21 protein-coding genes are annotated in these 16,791 nt (G+C 67.0%); 11 read left to right on the top strand and 10 right to left on the bottom strand.

The features are described from left to right. From EV648_RS08595 to EV648_RS08575, 5 genes are all read right to left on the bottom strand, one after another. Entirely contained in the window at positions 1-828 is an 828-nt protein-coding gene (locus EV648_RS08595; RefSeq protein WP_132287359.1) for a Flp pilus assembly protein CpaB, read from the bottom strand. A 25-nt stretch (positions 829-853) separates the two neighbouring features. Beyond that, complete coding sequence (locus EV648_RS08590) at positions 854-1,963, bottom strand: pilus assembly protein TadG-related protein (protein WP_132287356.1); 1,110 nt, start codon at positions 1,961-1,963, stop codon at positions 854-856. Then, positions 1,951-2,373 carry a TadE/TadG family type IV pilus assembly protein gene (locus EV648_RS08585; RefSeq protein ID WP_132287353.1) on the bottom strand — a complete coding sequence of 141 codons (423 nt, stop codon included), beginning with the start codon at positions 2,371-2,373 and terminating at the stop codon, positions 1,951-1,953. The genes EV648_RS08590 and EV648_RS08585 overlap by 13 nt, the downstream gene beginning before the upstream one ends. A 110-nt stretch (positions 2,374-2,483) precedes the next feature. Beyond that, entirely contained in the window at positions 2,484-2,666 is a 183-nt protein-coding gene (locus EV648_RS08580; RefSeq protein ID WP_132287350.1) for a Flp family type IVb pilin, read from the bottom strand. A 103-nt stretch (positions 2,667-2,769) separates the two neighbouring features. Then, positions 2,770-2,955 (bottom strand): Flp family type IVb pilin, encoded by a 186-nt coding sequence (locus EV648_RS08575; RefSeq protein ID WP_132287347.1) that lies wholly within the window; start codon positions 2,953-2,955, stop codon positions 2,770-2,772. A 304-nt stretch (positions 2,956-3,259) separates the two neighbouring features. Between EV648_RS08575 and EV648_RS08570 the strand changes: the two genes are divergently transcribed. The 5 genes from EV648_RS08570 to EV648_RS08550 all read left to right on the top strand — a co-directional run bounded on the left by EV648_RS08570 (position 3,260) and on the right by EV648_RS08550 (position 6,802). Beyond that, the gene (locus EV648_RS08570; RefSeq protein WP_132287344.1) at positions 3,260-3,970 is read left to right on the top strand and encodes an A24 family peptidase; all 711 of its coding nucleotides are present in this window, start codon (positions 3,260-3,262) and stop codon (positions 3,968-3,970) included. A 220-nt stretch (positions 3,971-4,190) separates the two neighbouring features. Further along, complete coding sequence (locus EV648_RS08565; RefSeq protein ID WP_132287341.1) at positions 4,191-4,889, top strand: response regulator transcription factor; 699 nt, start codon at positions 4,191-4,193, stop codon at positions 4,887-4,889. Between the two features lie 211 nt (positions 4,890-5,100). Continuing rightward, positions 5,101-5,400 carry a UTRA domain-containing protein gene (locus EV648_RS45130; protein ID WP_132287338.1) on the top strand — a complete coding sequence of 100 codons (300 nt, stop codon included), beginning with the start codon at positions 5,101-5,103 and terminating at the stop codon, positions 5,398-5,400. 327 nt (positions 5,401-5,727) lie between these two features. Next, the gene (locus EV648_RS43905) at positions 5,728-5,952 is read left to right on the top strand and encodes a hypothetical protein (RefSeq protein ID WP_241994973.1); all 225 of its coding nucleotides are present in this window, start codon (positions 5,728-5,730) and stop codon (positions 5,950-5,952) included. Positions 5,953-6,310: 358 nt separating this feature from the next. After that, a complete protein-coding gene (locus EV648_RS08550) occupies positions 6,311-6,802 on the top strand; it encodes an Hsp20/alpha crystallin family protein (protein WP_132287335.1) in 492 nt (163 codons plus the stop codon). Between the two features lie 33 nt (positions 6,803-6,835). Here the strand turns inward: EV648_RS08550 and EV648_RS42515 are convergent, their stop codons facing one another. After that, entirely contained in the window at positions 6,836-7,006 is a 171-nt protein-coding gene (locus EV648_RS42515; protein WP_158293943.1) for a hypothetical protein, read from the bottom strand. A 563-nt stretch (positions 7,007-7,569) separates the two neighbouring features. Here EV648_RS42515 and EV648_RS08545 point away from each other — a divergent pair. Both EV648_RS08545 and EV648_RS45125 read left to right on the top strand, forming a co-directional pair. Next, positions 7,570-9,147, top strand: a complete 1,578-nt coding sequence (locus tag EV648_RS08545; RefSeq protein ID WP_132287332.1) for an alpha/beta fold hydrolase — start codon at positions 7,570-7,572, stop codon at positions 9,145-9,147. 158 nt (positions 9,148-9,305) lie between these two features. Continuing rightward, positions 9,306-9,686, top strand: coding sequence for a hypothetical protein (locus EV648_RS45125; RefSeq protein WP_132287329.1), 381 nt, complete (start codon positions 9,306-9,308; stop codon positions 9,684-9,686). A 131-nt stretch (positions 9,687-9,817) separates the two neighbouring features. On the opposite strand, the gene EV648_RS08535 is transcribed toward EV648_RS45125, so the two are convergent. Together EV648_RS08535 and EV648_RS08530 are read right to left on the bottom strand one after the other, a co-directional pair. Further along, positions 9,818-10,573, bottom strand: coding sequence for an ABC transporter permease (locus tag EV648_RS08535; RefSeq protein ID WP_132287326.1), 756 nt, complete (start codon positions 10,571-10,573; stop codon positions 9,818-9,820). Then, positions 10,570-11,469, bottom strand: a complete 900-nt coding sequence (locus EV648_RS08530; protein WP_132287323.1) for an ATP-binding cassette domain-containing protein — start codon at positions 11,467-11,469, stop codon at positions 10,570-10,572. The genes EV648_RS08535 and EV648_RS08530 overlap by 4 nt, the downstream gene beginning before the upstream one ends. 266 nt (positions 11,470-11,735) lie before the next feature. Between EV648_RS08530 and EV648_RS08525 the strand changes: the two genes are divergently transcribed. After that, positions 11,736-12,584, top strand: a complete 849-nt coding sequence (locus EV648_RS08525; RefSeq protein WP_158293941.1) for a fibronectin type III domain-containing protein — start codon at positions 11,736-11,738, stop codon at positions 12,582-12,584. A gap of 598 nt (positions 12,585-13,182) precedes the next feature. Here EV648_RS08525 and EV648_RS42505 read toward each other — a convergent pair. Together EV648_RS42505 and EV648_RS08520 are read right to left on the bottom strand one after the other, a co-directional pair. Further along, a complete protein-coding gene (locus EV648_RS42505) occupies positions 13,183-13,332 on the bottom strand; it encodes a hypothetical protein (RefSeq protein ID WP_158293940.1) in 150 nt (49 codons plus the stop codon). 339 nt (positions 13,333-13,671) lie between these two features. Continuing rightward, a complete protein-coding gene (locus tag EV648_RS08520) occupies positions 13,672-14,418 on the bottom strand; it encodes an MBL fold metallo-hydrolase (protein WP_199234498.1) in 747 nt (248 codons plus the stop codon). 520 nt (positions 14,419-14,938) lie between these two features. Between EV648_RS08520 and EV648_RS43090 the strand changes: the two genes are divergently transcribed. The 3 genes from EV648_RS43090 (at position 14,939) to EV648_RS08505 (ending at position 16,753) form a co-directional block, all read left to right on the top strand. After that, positions 14,939-15,214: a hypothetical protein gene (locus tag EV648_RS43090; protein ID WP_199234497.1), complete on the top strand. Its 276-nt coding sequence runs from the start codon at positions 14,939-14,941 to the stop codon at positions 15,212-15,214. A 530-nt stretch (positions 15,215-15,744) separates the two neighbouring features. After that, positions 15,745-16,362 (top strand): DUF4386 domain-containing protein, encoded by a 618-nt coding sequence (locus EV648_RS08510; protein WP_158293939.1) that lies wholly within the window; start codon positions 15,745-15,747, stop codon positions 16,360-16,362. 133 nt (positions 16,363-16,495) lie between these two features. After that, positions 16,496-16,753 carry a hypothetical protein gene (locus EV648_RS08505; protein WP_132287311.1) on the top strand — a complete coding sequence of 86 codons (258 nt, stop codon included), beginning with the start codon at positions 16,496-16,498 and terminating at the stop codon, positions 16,751-16,753. Positions 16,754-16,791: the final 38 nt, after the last annotated feature.

Below are 16,791 nucleotides of genomic sequence, written 5' to 3'. Positions count from 1 at the left end.
TCACTTCTTCGTGGTCTTCGGCGCCACCGGGAACAGCGGCTCGTCGTGGTCTTGGACCTTGACCTGGGCGGACGGACCGAGCAGTGCCAGGTACGGCAGCGAGGTCTGGGACAGCTGAATCAGGCGCTCGGCGTCAATCTGATTCGCGGCGAAGGTCACCAGCGTCAGGTCGTTCTGCGCCGACGCGGCGCCCTGCGAGAAGGAGCTGTCGCTGGTCTTGGCATCGTCTTGCGGCGTACGGGACGTGGCCGGGCCGATCGCGATCACGCGCACCTTCGGGATGACGACCGCGGTCTTGGCGACGGCCTTGCCGCCGCCCTGTTGCTTGTGCTGGCCGGTGCAGTTCGGCTGCGCGCTGACATCGCCGGTGCTGCCGGCGACGACCGTACCGAAGACGGCGACGTCCGACCCGGCCTTCACGTTGCCGGCAACCGCTTCTGGGCTGCAGAGCGTGATAGTGACGGCCACCTTGCCTTCGGGAATCGCCAGTCCGCCGGTGGCCTGTGCGGCCGTCACCAGCATCGACTTCAGGAGCAGCTGGCCCGGGCTGAGGTCGGACGACGTGACGAGCGACGCCTGCGCTGGCGTGATCTCCGTGACGGCGTCCGCCGACACCGACGAGGCCGGCAACGTCTCCTGGTGCAGTGATGCCTTCGCGTCAGCGGCGGAGGTTCCGGACGGAATCGCCTTGCCTACAACGAGGACGGTCACCGCTTGCTGTCCGGCGACCGCGCGGGCGTCCGCGCGATCGACGTACACCAGCACGGCGGCTGTCCCGAGTGCGGCCAGCGCGACCGCCAGCACGATGGTCAAAACTCGACGTTTCATGGTTCTCTCTCTTCTGCTGGCGGTACTAGCCGGCGAGCTTGACGGCCGTGGCGCCGAAGTACGTGCCGGTGCCGACGGTGGTGGACACAGGCACCAGGGCCTGGGTGAAATGTCCGTAGATGCAGGACGGAGTGGTTGCCCCGTTCGGGCACGAACCCTTCGTGAACGGCGACGGGATGGCGTCCTTGAGGGGGTTCATGTTCGCGTATCCGGTGAGGATGAAGGCGGCCAGTCCGACCAGGTGATACGTCGCGCCGCTGCCCGAACCGGTCGACGTGTCGAAGATCGGGATGAAGATCGGTGTCCCGCTCGCGACGTACGACGTCAACGCGTCCCCACACGCTTTGGTGATGTTCTTGCCCGGATCGCTCCCCGCGGCGTATCCGCTCTGCGTGAGGTCGATCGCTGCTGTGCACCCGCCGATGTCGTCCAGCCAGCCGAACTCACCGGGTGCGCTGAGGCCCGCACACGTGGGCGCGCTGGGTGCGTCTCGCACGAAGATCCTCGTGTCGACGCCGAAGGTAGGGGGAGTGCCGCCCGTTGCCTGGGTCCAGGCGCACATCGAGAGCGTCATCGCCAGCGATTGCGAGCTCTTGACTGCCGGTCCCCACATCGCGCGAGCACAGGCGTGGACCGTACTGCCTTGGTAGCCGGCGTTGCCGGTCAACGCGCGGGCGAACACCGGCGGCAACAGCGAGGAGCCGCCTGAGGTCCTCGTCGCGGTGTGCACATCGACATAGTTCGTCCCAGCTTCCGGTGCGCTCGGGCAGTCGACCATGGTTCCCGTGGACCCGGGGCAACCCGACAGACCACCTTTGACGTCGTGGCCGCAGACCAGGGTCACCGCCGACACACCGTCTTTGGCGTTGAGGTTCGCATAGGTGGCCGCCGTACCGGGTGTGCACGCCGCGCCGGCGACGCAGCTCTTCGCGACGGCGAGCGAGCCGGCGTCGGCGCCGTTCTGCAACTCGGCACGCTCCTGGTACAGCCGTCCGACATCGACGGTCAGAGCGGCCATGCCGAGCAGTACGCCGGTCCCGAGCAGCATGCCGACCAGGACGCCGAAGGCACCTCGGTCGTCGGCGCCGAGCAGCCGCATCATCGGACGGACGATTGGTGGGATCAGGTTTCGCATGGCATGACTCCCCGGGCGGACAACGTGGTCTGGCCGCTCAGGCCGGTGCCACCGAAAAAGCCGACAAGATATCCGAGGCCCGGCGTGAACTGAAAGGTAAAGCTGGTTTGCACGGCGCCGTTGATGCCTGGGCCGGCGCCGACCGGGCAGGCCGACTGGATCGACACGCCCACGGGGCTCAGCCCGGATGCGGCAGCCTGCGTGCGACTCGCCACATTCGGCTGTGCGAGTGCGACGAGCCGAGCGCCTTCGCGCGCGGCTTGGGTGAGCGTCTGCTGTGCGTTGAGCATCCGGCCGAAGTCGATGATGCCCATCACGATCAGCAGCAGCAGGGGAAGCAGAAGCGCGAACTCGACAGCGGTGGCGCCGCGGTCCGCGCCGCTGCCCCCATGTACCGACGAGGGCAGCATGCGGCGTACCCATGCCGCTGGCCGGATGCGAGATACGCGGCCGTGGTGAGTTTCCCCGCCGCGATGCCCTCGTCTCGGATACATGAGCTCTCCCGGTTCGTGAAGATCGGTCAGAAGGCCCCGATGACGCCGGTATACAAAGCGGCGACCAAGGGGCCGAGGATGATGACAATGGGTAGGACGACGAGCACGATCAGCGTTGCCAGCAGGCCGTACTCGATCAGGTTCGCGCCGCGATCGTCGCGCATCACCTTGCCGGCAAGGGCTTTGACGAACCCCGCGAGACTGAGCATCGGAACTCCCACCTGGGCGGGGGCAGCGGCGGCCCGGCCGTCCGGCCGGGCCGCACCACCCCCCCGCGATCGAACGGAGTGGATCGGCAGATCGCTCGATCGGTCAGAGGTTGCCGGCGACGTCGGTGAACAGGCCGACAATGGCCGGGCCCAGGATCAGCAGCGCGGGAACCACGATCATGGCGATCAGCGCGACCATCAGGCCGTACTCGATCATGGTGGCGCCGCGCTCGTCGCGACGCGTCTGCTGAACGGCGGTCTGCACGTAGGTGAGCAGGTTGTTGAGCATGGGAACTCCTCCAGTTGGTGGCGGGTGTGGGACCCCACCCGTTGATCGAACGGCGACCTGCCGATCGGTACCGAAACAGTGCGGGATCGCCGGTCCGGCCCGGCATCGGTCAACCGGCCAGATAGCGAAAGACGATCGACCGACAACGGCGGAGACCACCCGCCGACCGACCGACAGGAGATGACAGGCCTGTCGGTCGTTCGGCTGACACCGTCGGCCGGTCAGCCGGCTTCGCGGCTCCGGTCGGTCGGTTCTGCGGTGACGTGGTTCCTTCGCACGCCAGGTGCGCCGTACCTTGGCGGGCATGGACATCGCGTGGACAGTTGCCGGGGGCATCATTGGCTTCGTTGCCGGACTGCTGCTGCGCAGCACGGTCTTCCGGCTGTCGGTAGCTTCCGGCGAGCCGGCCCCCACCAGCTGCGCGCGCTGCGGGACAGGGGTCAGCGGACGTTTCGCGATCCGGTGTACGCAGTGTCGTGGCTGGTTCGGCGTTCCGTTCGTCCTCGAGCTGGTGACCGCTGCGGTGATTGCCCTGCTGCTGTGGCGGTTCGCCGGTCTTCCGGATGCGGCCCCGTTCGCCTTCATCGGCGCGCTGGGGGTCGCGTTGGCCGCCATCGACATCGCGGTCCAGCGGTTACCCAACCGGTTGACTCTGCTGCTGTACCCGGGTCTGATTGCGCTGTTCGGACTCGTGACGGCGGTCGACGGGCATCCGTCGTACCTGCTGCGCGCACTGCTGGGCGGACTGGTGCTCGGTGGCGGTTACTTGGTACTGGCGGTGTTGAGCCGGGGGCAGCTCGGTGGCGGGGACGTCAAGCTCGCCGGCGGAATCGGCATCGCGCTCGGCTGGCTGGGCTGGCCGACTCTGCTCGTCGGGGCGTCCCTGGGCTTCGTCCTGATGGGTGTCGTGAGCCTCGTGCTGCTGATCGCACGCCGGATCAGCCTCCAGCACAGCATGAGCTTCGGCCCGTTCATGCTCGGCGGCGCATTGGTGGCCATCCTGGCCGTCGCCTGATGGGTGGAATCCCGCCGTACTAAGGGCACGCGGCCGTCGTGGCCGGCTCGCTCGGCGCCGGTGTTTCTGGAATTTTGTCACCAAGTGTTCAATTGTTTCGGCGAAAAGCACCCATCCGGATTCCGTAACGGACTGTAGGTGGCTGCCGATCATCGGTTCAGTAAGTGACATTTATTCATCTCCGGCTGGGGGCCACAGAAGAGTCCGGCGGGGGCAAGCAATGCAGAGCTCGATCAAGGTCGTCGTCATCGACGGCCACACACTGACCAGGTACGGACTCATGAAGCTCGTCAGCATTGACGCCGACATCACCGTCGTCGGCGAATGCGGCCTCGCCGCGGAGGCGCCGGCACTGGTCGAGTCCGCCCGGCCGGACGTCGTGGTCCTGGATGTAGCTCTGCCTGACGCGGACGGCCTCCAGTTCGCCCGTGAACTCCGCGACCGGTACGCCGAGCTCGGCATTGTCGTACTCACGGCCCAGGCGGAGGACGACGTACTGTTCAGGGCGCTCGAGACCGGTGTCTCGGCTTTCGTCGACAAGACCGCGCCGAACACCGAAGTCCTCGGGGCGATCCGGCACGCCGCCGTGGCGGCCGCTTCCTTCACCGCGACCGGCCTGATGCACGCGTTGGCCCGTCGCGGCCAGGTCGCCGGCGTGCAGCCCGTCGGTGGGCAGTCTGTCAGTGGTCCGATGGCGGTTGGTCTGGCGCTCAGCCCGCGCGAGCAAGAGGTCCTGTCCCTCCTGGCCACCGGTCGTTCTGTGCCTGAGATTGCCGGCGCGATGTTTGTCAGTCTCTCGACGGCCAAGACCTATGTTTCCCGCGTGTACGAGAAGCTGGGCGCCGTCAATCGCGCGAACGCGATCATGATCGCCCTCGGGCTGGGCCTGATCACGCCGGAGCTTCCTGCCTCGGCCTAGGGCACCAGCACCAGGCGTCCGCGGACGCCGCCTTTCGCCAGCCACTTGTACGCGGCGGCCCCTGGCTTGCCTCGTGGGAGGCGATCCGTCATCCGCTGGCCGACCAGCGCCTCGCCGAAGCCCTCGCCCAATGGGATTTCGACTGCTGCAGGACATCCCCTGGTGGAGCCGGCGCCTCCGTCGCTGTGCGCGCATGGCCCGGCGGTGAACGGTGGCGCGTGAGGTTGCCGGCTGTCACTGGTCGCGGTACCGGGCAGAATCGGCTGCGTACAGCCAGCCTGGAACCCTCGGGGCAAAGCAATGTGATCGGCCTTCGCGCCTGCGGAAGAAACCGCAGGTGAGAGAGGTGTGGTCAGGGGCGGTCTCGACTCTGGAACTCTCGGCTGGCGAACCGGTCATGATCCTGCAGCGCATCACGATGACCAGCACAGGCCGCGTCGTCGAGTTCGCGCGCGGTGTCCACGCCGCCAGTCGATTCTCGTGGTCCTACACGTTCACGATCCCCGAATGAGCCCGACCGCGACCATTCCCGGCGACGTACTCGAAGCTACCCGGGTGTTGTGGGACTACCACGACTTGCACCAGGAGCTGCGGCCAGCCGATGTTGGTGTCGGGCCTCGGCAGTCACGACCTTGGTGTCGCGGACTACACCGCAGACCTCTAGGCGACCAACACCGGGAGAACATCGTCCTCACGCGTGCTGCCCTGGCCGAACGAGGCATCTTCCCCAAGACCGTCGTTCTGATCTCCCGGCCGTACCAACAGCGCCGCGCCTACGCGACTTGTCGCAAGATCTGGCCCCGAGGTGGATCCGATCTGCGCGTCTCTGCCGCTGCCCTTGGCCGAGTACGTCCAGACCATCGGGGACGCAGACCGCGTGCTCAACACGCTCGTTGGCGACACCCAGCGCATCGACGTCTTCGCACGCCGCGGCTTCGCCATCCCGCAGCCGATGCCGGCCGATGTGAAAACCGCCCACGACGAACTCGCTGACCGCGGCGACACCACCCGTCTCCTGGACTGTGATCCGCCAGCAGATCCGCGACACACGTCCGCCAACTGATTCGCGACGGGCTAGCAGCGTGGCGACCACCTGGGACGCAGGGCCAACGCACGCAGCCGAGATCCGGTAGAAGCGCAGGCGTGTGTAGGGACGGCGAGCAACTGGAGGCGGTCCGGTCCGCCAACGACACGTCGGTTCTGCCCAAGGAGGTGCCGACCGGCGCCGGAGGTGGTGCTTGAGGGGACTCCGCCTGCCCTTGGGTTGTCGAGGTGCTGCACAGAGCCTCGCCGTTCCTGACATCCGAGGCCGAGAGCCATGAATGCGGAGTCCCAGGAGGACTACTATGTCCCGAGAGAGACAGCGTCGCCCGAGGCGGTATGTGGTCCCCGAGCCGACACCTCACGAGGAGGGGCCAGCGATGTCCGTGTTCAGGTTTGAGCCGTTCCGTGACCCTGCCCGGGAGCTCGACCGGCTCATGTCGATGGCAGTAAGCGGGACGCGCGGCCCCCTCGGGATGCCACTGGACGTCTACCGCGGCGAGGACGGCAGCTACCACGTCGAGGCCGACCTGCCCGGCGTCGACCCTGAGAGCATCGAGGTGACCGTCGACTCCGGCGCCTTGACGATCCAGGCCGAGCGCACCCCGCCCTACCGCGATAGCCAGCAGGTCATAGTCGCCGAGCGATCCCAGGGCTCGTTCGCCCGGCAACTCTCCCTCGGCGAGGGCGTGGACTCGCAGAACCTCACCGCCGACTACGCCGACGGTGTCCTGCACGTGACCATCCCGGCGTCGCCGCGGAGTCAGCCACGCCGGGTCGAGATCACCCATGCGACCGGCGGTAGCCGCACCATCTCGAGCACCGTCGAACAGGGTGACACGTCAGCCGGTAGCACGGGCGACGCCGGCTGAAGGCGCGGCGCCCCCTCGACGTCATCCGCACGATCACCCGTCCGGGTCCGATCGAGGTCCAGCCCGAACCGTTTGCGGACCGTCGTACCGATCGCTCACAGAGGCCCCTTCGTCGCTGGGACGGACCACCATGTCGCCTTCGGCCGCGGGGTGCACTTCTGCCTCGATGCCGCCCTTGCCCGCATGGAAGGCCAGAACCGTCATCAGCACCATGCTGCATCGCATACCTGACTGGAACACCGAGCGGATCGGGGGCACCGCGGGGGCACAGAACCATTCCGCGGCTACGCCTCCTCCCCACCACGTGAACCAAGGCAGCACAGCCGGGGTTTGAGCACCGACCGACTCCAACGGGCACGGGCTTGCGCTGGATGCCGAAGACATCGGCTTAGGGGAGGGCTCGGTCGTCGCGGAAGGCGGACCCGAAGTCACAGACCTTCTCCTCGACGGGCTACGCCAGCGCTGACCCGCGCAAGCACCCGTTCGTGTCTAGGTACGGTCGTGGATCCGGCGACTGCGGAGTAGGCTTGCAGGAGCGGCCCTTCAGTGGACGTGTGCGGGCAGTACGCGCGCATCGTTCGCCACTGAGGGGCCGTTTCTTGCGTGGTCTGAGGCTGCGGAAGAACGCTCGCTCTGCCGCCGAGAGTAAAGGCGCGGAACTGCCGATGACAGGACGTCCACTCGGACGGGCTATGCCGGTGATCTTTCGGATATCCCGATTGCAGAGGGTTCTGGCGGCGATTGACCGTCGGGGCTAGCCTGAACTTATGTCGGTGCTGGTGCGCCTGATGGGCACCTTCAGCGTGGAGGTCGATGGTCGGATCGTCGATCAGGTCCACTTCCAGCGTCGCAGCGCCGCTGCGGTGGTGAAGATGCTCGCGCTGGCCCCGAGCCGTCGGATGCATCGCGAGCAGATCATGGACGCACTCTGGCCGACGCTTCCCTTGCATGAAGCGGCCAACCAGCTGCACAAGGCCGCGCACTACGCGCGCAGAGCCACCGGCGCGACCGACTGTGTGACCCTACGGAACGAAATGGTGACACTGTTCGACGCGCGCATCGTGACCGTGGACGTGCATAGTTTCGAGTCCGCCGCGTCGGCCGCGCTGGCCGACGACGGGCCGCAGGCCGTGGACGCAGCCCTCACTGCCTGGACGGGCGATCTGCTGCCCGACGATCGGTATGCCCCCTGGGCATTTCAGCCTCGCCAGCGAGCCGAGTTGCTGCACCGCGAGCTGCTTCGCCGGGCCGGGCGCTGGGCGGAACTGGTCATGATGGACCCGACTGACGAGCAGGCCCACCTGGGAGTCGCGCAGGGGCTGTTGGCTGCGGGGGACCGTGCCGGAGCGGTGCGGCAGCTGAACCTACTCGAGCAGACGCTTAAGGACGAGCTGGGCATCGGCCCGAGCCCGGAGGCCTACCACTTGCGCGCTCAGGTCCTCGACACGCCGGTCACCGCGCCGGTCCCAGCGCAACCTGCAGCGCCCCGACACGCCGGACTCGCCAAGCAGATGGTGCACTTCTGTCGCACCTCCGACGGCGTCCGACTCGCCTACGCCACCAGCGGACAGGGGCCTCCGCTGGTCAAGGCGGCCAACTGGATGACTCATTTGGACTATGACTGGGCGAGCCCCGTCTGGTCGCACTGGTGGCGCGCGCTGTCAGAAGGGCGGCTTCTCGTCCGATACGACGAGCGCGGGTGTGGGCTGTCCGACTGGGCTGTGGACGTCTCCTCGTTCACGCTGGATGCCTGGGTTCACGACCTTGAGACGGTCGTCGACACCTTGGGCCTGGAACGATTTCCCCTGCTCGGCATCTCACAAGGCGCGCCGATCGCCCTCACCTACGCTGCCCGGCATCCGGAGCGAGTCAGCCACCTGATCGTCTACGGAACCTGCACGCGAGCCATGTGGGCAAGAGCCAGCCAGACCGAACGGCGATCGATGGCCGCGCTGGGTGAACTGATCCGACTGTCCTGGGGATCCGACCAGCCGGGGTTCAGGCAGATCTATGACGCGAAATTCCTCCCCGACGGGCCGCTGTACATGTGGCGGGCGTTCGATGAGCTCCAACGCCGCTCCACCTCGGCAGAGAACGCATTCCAGCTCTGGCGCGCCTTCTGCGACCTCGACGCCGGCGAAGCAGCCCTCAGCGTCCACCTACCAACCTTGATCCTCCACAGCCGCCGAGACCACGCGTTCGCCTTCACCGAAGCCGAGGACCTCCACGCATCGATATCCGGTAGTCGGCTCGTCGCACTCGACAGCTCCAACCACATCCTGCAGGCAGACGAGCCCGCGTTCGCCACCTTCACTAATGAACTGTGCAGATTCCTTAAGCCCTAATTTCTTGACCCGGGGAGTGTCACCGGCACTGACGTCCTCTTCTGCCGCGATCCGCTCGCACCGATGTGCCGTGCCGGGTCAGTCACCTCGCCGTAGATTGGTGAGATGGGTAGGTCATCTCATTGGGCCAAGACGCCACAGCAGGGCGTCCAAGAGGAATGCACTCGGCGCGGCGCCGCGTCAGTCGTCGCCGGTTGCGTCGACCTGCTGAACGGAAAGCTGGCAGACGACGACCTGGTCCTGGCACTCGGCGGACCCCCTGCGGACTGGGTCCGCACCGGCGAACCTTCCGGTCCGCCGTACTGGCTGCGTGTGTGGGCCGCGCGGGACTGTTGTACGCCTGGGACGACTCGGCCCGCCCAGCAGTTTTGAAGGCGCTTCATGATGACGTGTGGCGGGTGCGGGAGATGGCTCTGAAGGTGGTTGCCCGCCATTGTCTGCAGGCAGCGTCCGAGCAAGTCGATGAGCTCCGGAGTGACCCGTCTGCCCGAGTGCGCGCTGCAGCCTCTCGCACAAGCCGAGCCCTCGGCGGCGATTGATCCGTACGGAGAGGTCGGGTCTTCGACGCACTGACATGCCGCAGATAGCGAAGGCGTGACCCTGCCGAAGAGCGTGCGCGGCTGATCGCTCTGTTCCCCCATTCTTGCTGCGGCCACGCATACCGGTTTCGCTATGTGATATCGCGGCGGATGGCCACGCGGGTGCCCAGAGTGGCAAAGGCGAGCGCCCAGGCAAGCAGCACCAGCCCGCCCGCGGCCTGGCCAAGCATCGCCGCGTCGACCGAGGAAGTGAGCCGGCCCAGCGCGTTGCCGGCCTGGTAGGGCAGGTACTGCGCCACCTCGGAGGTGGCCTCGACCCCGCTCAGGATCGGGCCTACGACGAAGATGTAGACGACGAACCCCACGATCGCTGCGATCTGGTTGCGCATCAGGCAGCCCACGGCGACCCCGAGCACGGCGTACAGCGCCACCTCGATGCCAACCCCGCCGAGGGTCCGGGCGAGGTCGGCGCCGGAGAGCACGATGTCGACGTGCTTGGCGGCGAACCACGGGAAAGCCACCGCGAGGAGGACGACGGTGCAGGCCGCGGCGTACCCGAGCCCCGCCACGGCGTAGGTGACGAGCTTCGCGACGACCACCCGCCCTCGGCGAGGCGTCGCCAGGAACGTCGGCGTGGCCGTCTGGTGCGCGAACTCGCCGGTGACCGCGATGATGCCGAGGATCCCGACGACGACCAGCGTCGCGGTGGCCTGCGCGAAGACGGTGCGTTGCCCGGGAGCGGTGTCGAGGCCGAGCCGACCCGGCTCGGCGAAACCGATCGCGGCGCTCGTGGTGCCTCCGACCATGGCCAGGCCGAGGACCAGCATCCACAGCCAGAGCCTGGTGGTCGTGAGCTTGCGGAGCTCGGCTCGGACGAGCGCGGTCACGGTTGCTCCTCCACGCCGGTGAGCGAGAAGAAGATCTGCTCGAGGCCGTTCTGCCGGGTCTCGAGGGCGTGCAGCTCCACCCGGTGCTCGAAGGCGAGACGGCCGACGTCCCGCGCGCTCAGGCCGCTCGTCTCCAACGTGTACCCGGAGTCCCTGCTCACGGCTGCCCCAGCCGCCTCCAGGACATGGGCGAAGCGCTCCGCATCGGGAGTCGCGACGAAGACCCGGCCACCGGCGGTGAGCTCGCCGAGCCTCCCCTCACGGACCAGGCGGCCCTGGTCGATGATCACCACCCGGTCGGCGATCTGCTGTACCTCCGACAGGGCGTGGCTGGAGACCAGCATCGTGCGACCCTCGCCGGCGAGCCGCTTCAGGAACCCTCGCAGCCAGGCGATGCCCGCCGGATCCAGCCCGTTGGCCGGCTCGTCGAGCACCAGCACGCCCGGGTCGCCGAGAAGCGTCGTCGCCAGACCGAGGCGCTGCCGCATGCCGAGCGAGTAGCCACGGACCTGCCTGCGGGCTGCGTCCGTCAGGCCGACCAACGCCAGCACCTCGTCGGCGCGGATGTCGGCATAGCCATTCACGGCGCAGTAGACCCGCAGGTGGTCGCGGCCGCTGCGACCCGGGTGGAAGCTGCTGGCCTCGAGTGCGGCCCCGACGACGTTCGCCGGACGGGCGAGATCTGCGTACGCCGTGCCGCCGATGGTCGCCGTACCGCCGGTCGGCTCGACCAACCCGAGCAACATCCGCAGCGTCGTGGTCTTGCCCGCGCCATTCGGCCCGAGGAACGCGGTGATCTCACCCGGCTCAGCGGTGAAGGAGAGCGCATCGACCGCCCGGACGTCGCCGAAAGACTTGGAGAGCCCGTCTACCTCGACGCGATGCCCGTTCGCCACAAGCCAAGGCTAACTTCGTCGATGTCTCAGGAGCCATCCTGGCCGGAACAAGCAGCCGATGTGCGGATGCTAGGAGCGAACTACGCGAGAGGCTGATACGAGTCGTGCTCCCCATAGAAGATGACCGCCTGCGTGGCTCGTCCGAAGTCGGCACTGCACCATCTCGCCACTCACTCCAGACCCCTATGACCTCCTTGGCCAGGTCGACCTCCAGGACATACGTGTTTCGGGCGAGCGGGTACTGGCTGTACCAGCGAAACGCCACCATGAACGGCGCCTGGGAACGAACAGCAGCAGCCCTCCCGGCTGACCGCTGGAAGATCAGCTGGGTTTTCAAGACGCATACCTACGAGTTCAAAGTCTCGACCGCACACGGCGATTACGAAAGCCCGCTGTCGGACATCGCGTCCGCGGTCGCGAATCCGAAGACCGCCAACGGTCCGAACGTGACGAGCGTGCTGCCCGGCGATTCGTACATCGATCTCGGCTGGGTACCGCCCACCGGTGATTACAGCGACACTGTCGCCTCCTACATCGTCTACTGGCGAGATGACTTCGACCCTGATGCCTGGATCTCTAGCCGCACGACGACAGGAACGACCCTCCGCCTCACTGGTCTGATCCCGGGACACCGGTACAACATCGCCGTCGCTTCTGTAAATGCGGCCGGAGACGGCCTACCGAGTGGAGCAATGCCGGCGATTCCGGGCAGCGGTACGCCGACCGTCCCGCAGAACTTCACGGCAACTGTCGCTCCAGATAACGACTTCTCGGCCTTGCTGGCATGGTCGCCCGTCAATGGCGCCGCCGGCTACGTCGTGCAAATGCGTAATTGGTGGCAGGGTGAGGCCTACCATGATCTCTTCCTGCCCATCGTCGGAAGAACCACGGAGCGTGTCGACTTGCTGATCTGGGACGGGGCTCGCGCTCATCAGTTCTGCGTCAAGGCATTCAACGGAACGCTGTACTCGGCGTGGTCGCCCTGCCTCATCCCGAGCGCCAGCGCACCACAGGCCTCGGAGATGGTGTCGATCCTCCCAGCCACGCCAGCGCCTCTGGCTCTGAAGGAGAGCTACTGGCGGCTGCGGTCCGTCGAGAGTGTTCCCCGCAGATGAGGAATAGATGGAGGCTGGCGGTAAGTGTCGGGCTGGTGGCCGTCGTCGCAGCATGCGCGAACACGGTCAGCTGCAGCCCGTGCGCACCGCCAGCCCAAATCGAGGTGTCGTCGTTGAGACCTGCCGTGGACTCGGTCCGAGTGTGCCTAGACGGTGAGTGTGGTGACGTCTCGGTCCTTCAACCGAATCAGGAAGCCATAGCAGTCAGCGGCAGCGCGATCTACGACCACTCATCAGTCACATTCGAGGCCTTTGGCGATGGCAGGCGGCGCGGCTCCTACGTCTTGACTGGTCTCGCTCTCAGACGCCCCAGCGGCAAGGACTGCGACTGTGGGGAGAGTGTCTACCTGATCCCCCAACCCGGTGGACAGCTAGTTCGCAAGCAGTTGGGCCCCCCCGGACCGGGCGGATCACCGTCACCGATCGGTACGCCGAGAGCAACCGGTTCGCCGACACGTTGAGCATGGATCAGCCGGTACGCGGTCCATGGTTTACAAGGCTGTGGCGGAGCAGGCTCCGCCACAGCCTATTCGATGATCGCCAGCCGACGACGATACCGTCGTATGCCGAACCTCAGGAATGTGCGCTGACCTGCTGATCAGCTCGGCTCGGCTGACGTCTTTCCGAGCCGGCGGCGGGCGACGCTGAGTTGCTGGATCTGCTGCGTACCTTCGGAGATGTCGACGATCCTGGCACGCTCGCACGCCTCGAACGTCGGTTGCTGCGAATGTGCGTCGGCCTCGGACATGGAGCGGCTCGCCTGACACCCGGTTGAGGGCGACCCGGCTGCATCTGATGGTTGCCTGGAGCAACTGTCGACGATAGCGGTGATCGGCCTTGATCAGGGGAATCGCGCCCCGATTAGTGCGCAAGTTCGCGACCAGCTCATCGCAAACCTGCAGGTCAGCGCGCTGCCCGGCGCACGCCTGCCCGAACGTGACCCAAGTCAGGCACCCAACAATGACGCACTCTCATGCCGCGTTCCGCGCACTGTCATGCCGATGAGGGGTCGTCAGTAGAGGGTGCCTTCGTCGCCGCCGATCGGAGGCCCACCGGGTGGCGACCATGAGCGCGATGACGCCGAAGTTCATCTGGATGAGTGTCGGGCCTGCTCCAGGTTCGACTGGTGGGGGCCGGAGAGCCAGTCTTGACCCAGACGCGCGTCGACCGGTTCCTCTCCTCGCCGCAGCGCGTCGATGTAGGAATGATCGGCTGCAAGGCGGGCCGCCACCTTGGGACCCTCGGCAACGGCCCCGTGGCCGGGGACCAGGACATCGACGTGCCGGGCAGCCTCACCGAGCCGGTCGAGTGCCGTCTCATATGCGCCCACCTGATCGGGGCGGCGAGGGTCGAGGAGCGGGATCAGGACGTCGGAGAGCATGTCGCCGGCGAGCAGGACGCCACGGTCGGCGAGGAGGACCGCGGCGTGGCCGATGGCGTGCGCCTGATGCTCGACGATCTCGCCCGGCACGGGTCCCCCGTCCGCGGGCAGCGGGGAGAGGAGCCCGATCAGCTCGAGAGGGATGCCCGACGCGCTCTCCGCCGCCATCTGCTGCGCCCGCTCTCGGGCTTCACTGGCAGCCTGGGCGCCGCCAGGGGTGGCGTAGCGCGGCACGTCGCCGAAACGGGAATGCCAGAGCAGGTGGTCCCAGTGGGGATGGGTGGAGAACCCGGCGGCCACCGGAATGCCGAGCCGGTCCACGTCATCGGCGAGCTGGTTCAGATCGGAACCGTCGATGCCGGGATCGACCAGGATCAACCCACCCTCGCCGCGCACCACGATCGCATTGCTCCAGACCCACTCGCTCTGCCGGACCCAGACGCCGTCGGCCACCTGATTCAGCATCTGTTCACTTTGTCAGGTGTCTCCGTCCAGCGCGAGTTGCGACGCCCTTCGGGTCCGGATTCGGGACCGGCGGGCGTCCCCCCGAAACGCACTCACATGCCGCTGTCGGGACGGGCGTCCGACCAGCCGCGATTGCCGCGGCGAACGTCGTCCAGGTGTGTTAGTTAGGCAGATACCACTTCCGGGGGCGACCAGAGGAATGACGATGACACCTGCACACCTTGCCGTCGAGAACGAGGACCTACCGAGGCTGCGGGAGCTGCTTGATGGCGGTGTCGACGCCGAAGAGATCGACGGGGTATGACCTTGCTCCAACATGCGGTCGAGGTCGAACTTGATGGACACACTCAGACGGGCGTGCCACTTCACGTTGACGTCACGGCGTACCTCCTCGCCCGGGGCGGAGATCCGCTTGCGTCATCCGTAGGCGGCGGGGTGGGCTCTGCTCTCTACATGGCTCGAGTTGGCGGTCGTCTCCGGCAGACGGCTGTTCCAGCAGGACCCGATCGTGCCTCTCGAGAACCTGACGATCGACGAGGACGCGGTCGTCACGTTCAGGACCGAGCAGCAAGGCTGCGTCGAGTGGGGCTACCGGGTGGGACCGGACGCGGATCCCGCAGTGGTCATCAGGAACTACATGACCACGGGCATGCCCCGCTGGGAGCCATTCCAGAGCGGGCTCTCGATCCATGTGCTGGAGGGTGTGCTCAGCGGGGCGATGTTCTGCTCAGGAACACACAACCGCCAGCCTCGACCCGACACCGCAAGCCCTCGGCGCACTTGAGCAGCTCGCGGCCCTTGGAATCCCGCCGCACCGCTTCTGGGCCGCTGTGGAGGGCGAGCCTCTTGTCAGGTGGTGCGGACGTCCAGAGGCGGTGGTTCGAAGCGACGCCGGCGACTGGCTATGGGCACTCGGCCGGACCAAGGAAGACCTGTATCGATTGATGGACCGCATCCCGGGTGACTGGCAGGTGATGAACTCCTAGCCGCAGTTCCGCTCTGTCATGCCGCGATCCGCGCGCCTGACGACCTGCGTCTTTCCGCCGCGCAAGCGCTCCGTACGATCCTCGCGCGGGCGCTGGCGGCCGGGCAGAACAGGACCAAATGCTCTGTGCGCCGGCAGCCGCGCGAGTGAGGCTGGAGTCGTCGGCCGGGCCCAAGGAACGTGGTTATTGGCGAGAACCATGGAGATGCGGCCGGCCCCGTCGCGAAGGAGAGATCAATGACGGATCGAGCAACGTCGCGGGTCGTCGGAACCTTGTTCCTCCTAGCCACCATCGCAGGCCTGATCGGGCTGCCCCTGCAAGAGTCCGCGTGGGCGGCGACCACGACCTGAGCGCAGTATCTGCACACTCGGATCGGCTGGCCACCGGAGTGCTGCTTCAGCTCATCATGGGCATCGCGGTGGTGTCGATCGCAGTCGTGATCGACCCGGTGCTCCGCCGACACACCGAGCGCCTCGCGATGGGCTACGTCGTGGCTCGAGCGCTCGAGGCCGTGATCTACATCCTCGGCGGGGCCGGGCTGTTGGCCCTGATCACCGTAAGTGAGGAGTCCGTCGCCGCAGCCGACGGCACTCCGTACGCGGCGCTCGGCGACCTGGTGCTGGCGCAGCGGGACTGGGCTGGGCACGCGATCCTGGACGCCGCCGTGTTCAGCATCGGCGCACTCGTCCTCAACACCGCGTTCTTCCGTTCCCGCCTCGTCCCCCGGTGGCTGTCCTTGTGGGGCCTCGCTGGCGCCGCGGCGTACCTGACCGCGGGACTGCTGGTCATGTACGGGCTCGAGCCGCTCTCCACTCCGCAGGTCGTGCTGGAGGCGCCTTTGGGTCTGCAGGAGATCGCCCTGGCGCTCTGGCTGATCGTCAAGGGCTTCGACACCCAGGCAGCGGCCCGCACCGTCGCCTTGAGTGCCGGCCTGACCACGTACTGATCCGTTTCCGCGGCGGGCGGAAAAGCAGCCTTATAGGGGCACCCATACCTCGAAATCCATCCGATGAGCGAGCCCTTTGCTCGCTTGCGCATGCACCAACTCGGGTCGGTGGGCGAGCGACGACGGGACGATCGTGAAGGACATCGTCACGCTTGATGGCTTCGTCGAACGAGGGCGCTCCGTGCGAGCGAGTTACCAACCGGGCGGTCCGATGGGAGACGACGAGATCGCCATCGTGCACACCCGGCTCCTGCTCGAAGGCTGGGCTCTGGTTTCCTTGGGTCGCCGCAGCAGTGAGCGCGGCTGCGATCTGGTACCAGCACCGACGGTGGCCTCTTTCTACAGAGCCAAGAGCATTGCCTCCGGCGGGGGCCTCACGACTCCGGGATGACGCAAGCTCTGAGCCTGTGCAGGTGTTGGCGGCCAGGT

The sequence above is a fragment of the Kribbella sp. VKM Ac-2568 genome (assembly GCF_004345365.1).
In the GTDB taxonomy this organism is placed as follows: domain Bacteria; phylum Actinomycetota; class Actinomycetes; order Propionibacteriales; family Kribbellaceae; genus Kribbella; species Kribbella orskensis.
This window is presented reverse-complemented; position numbering and strand designations above follow the sequence as displayed.

Coding starts and splice junctions, on each gene's coding strand:
- EV648_RS08545 (WP_132287332.1), top strand. CDS start 7,570: ATGTCGGTGCTGGTGCGCCTGATGGGCACCTTCAGCGTGGAGGTCGAT.
- EV648_RS08575 (WP_132287347.1), bottom strand. CDS start 2,955: ATGCTCAACAACCTGCTCACCTACGTGCAGACCGCCGTTCAGCAGACG.
- EV648_RS08590 (WP_132287356.1), bottom strand. CDS start 1,963: ATGCGAAACCTGATCCCACCAATCGTCCGTCCGATGATGCGGCTGCTC.
- EV648_RS08585 (WP_132287353.1), bottom strand. CDS start 2,373: ATGCTGCCCTCGTCGGTACATGGGGGCAGCGGCGCGGACCGCGGCGCC.
- EV648_RS08550 (WP_132287335.1), top strand. CDS start 6,311: ATGTCCGTGTTCAGGTTTGAGCCGTTCCGTGACCCTGCCCGGGAGCTC.
- EV648_RS42515 (WP_158293943.1), bottom strand. CDS start 7,006: ATGACGGTTCTGGCCTTCCATGCGGGCAAGGGCGGCATCGAGGCAGAA.
- EV648_RS08595 (WP_132287359.1), bottom strand. CDS start 828: ATGAAACGTCGAGTTTTGACCATCGTGCTGGCGGTCGCGCTGGCCGCA.
- EV648_RS08580 (WP_132287350.1), bottom strand. CDS start 2,666: ATGCTCAGTCTCGCGGGGTTCGTCAAAGCCCTTGCCGGCAAGGTGATG.
- EV648_RS08565 (WP_132287341.1), top strand. CDS start 4,191: ATGCAGAGCTCGATCAAGGTCGTCGTCATCGACGGCCACACACTGACC.
- EV648_RS08525 (WP_158293941.1), top strand. CDS start 11,736: ATGAACGGCGCCTGGGAACGAACAGCAGCAGCCCTCCCGGCTGACCGC.
- EV648_RS45125 (WP_132287329.1), top strand. CDS start 9,306: ATGCACTCGGCGCGGCGCCGCGTCAGTCGTCGCCGGTTGCGTCGACCT.
- EV648_RS42505 (WP_158293940.1), bottom strand. CDS start 13,332: ATGTCCGAGGCCGACGCACATTCGCAGCAACCGACGTTCGAGGCGTGC.
- EV648_RS08570 (WP_132287344.1), top strand. CDS start 3,260: ATGGACATCGCGTGGACAGTTGCCGGGGGCATCATTGGCTTCGTTGCC.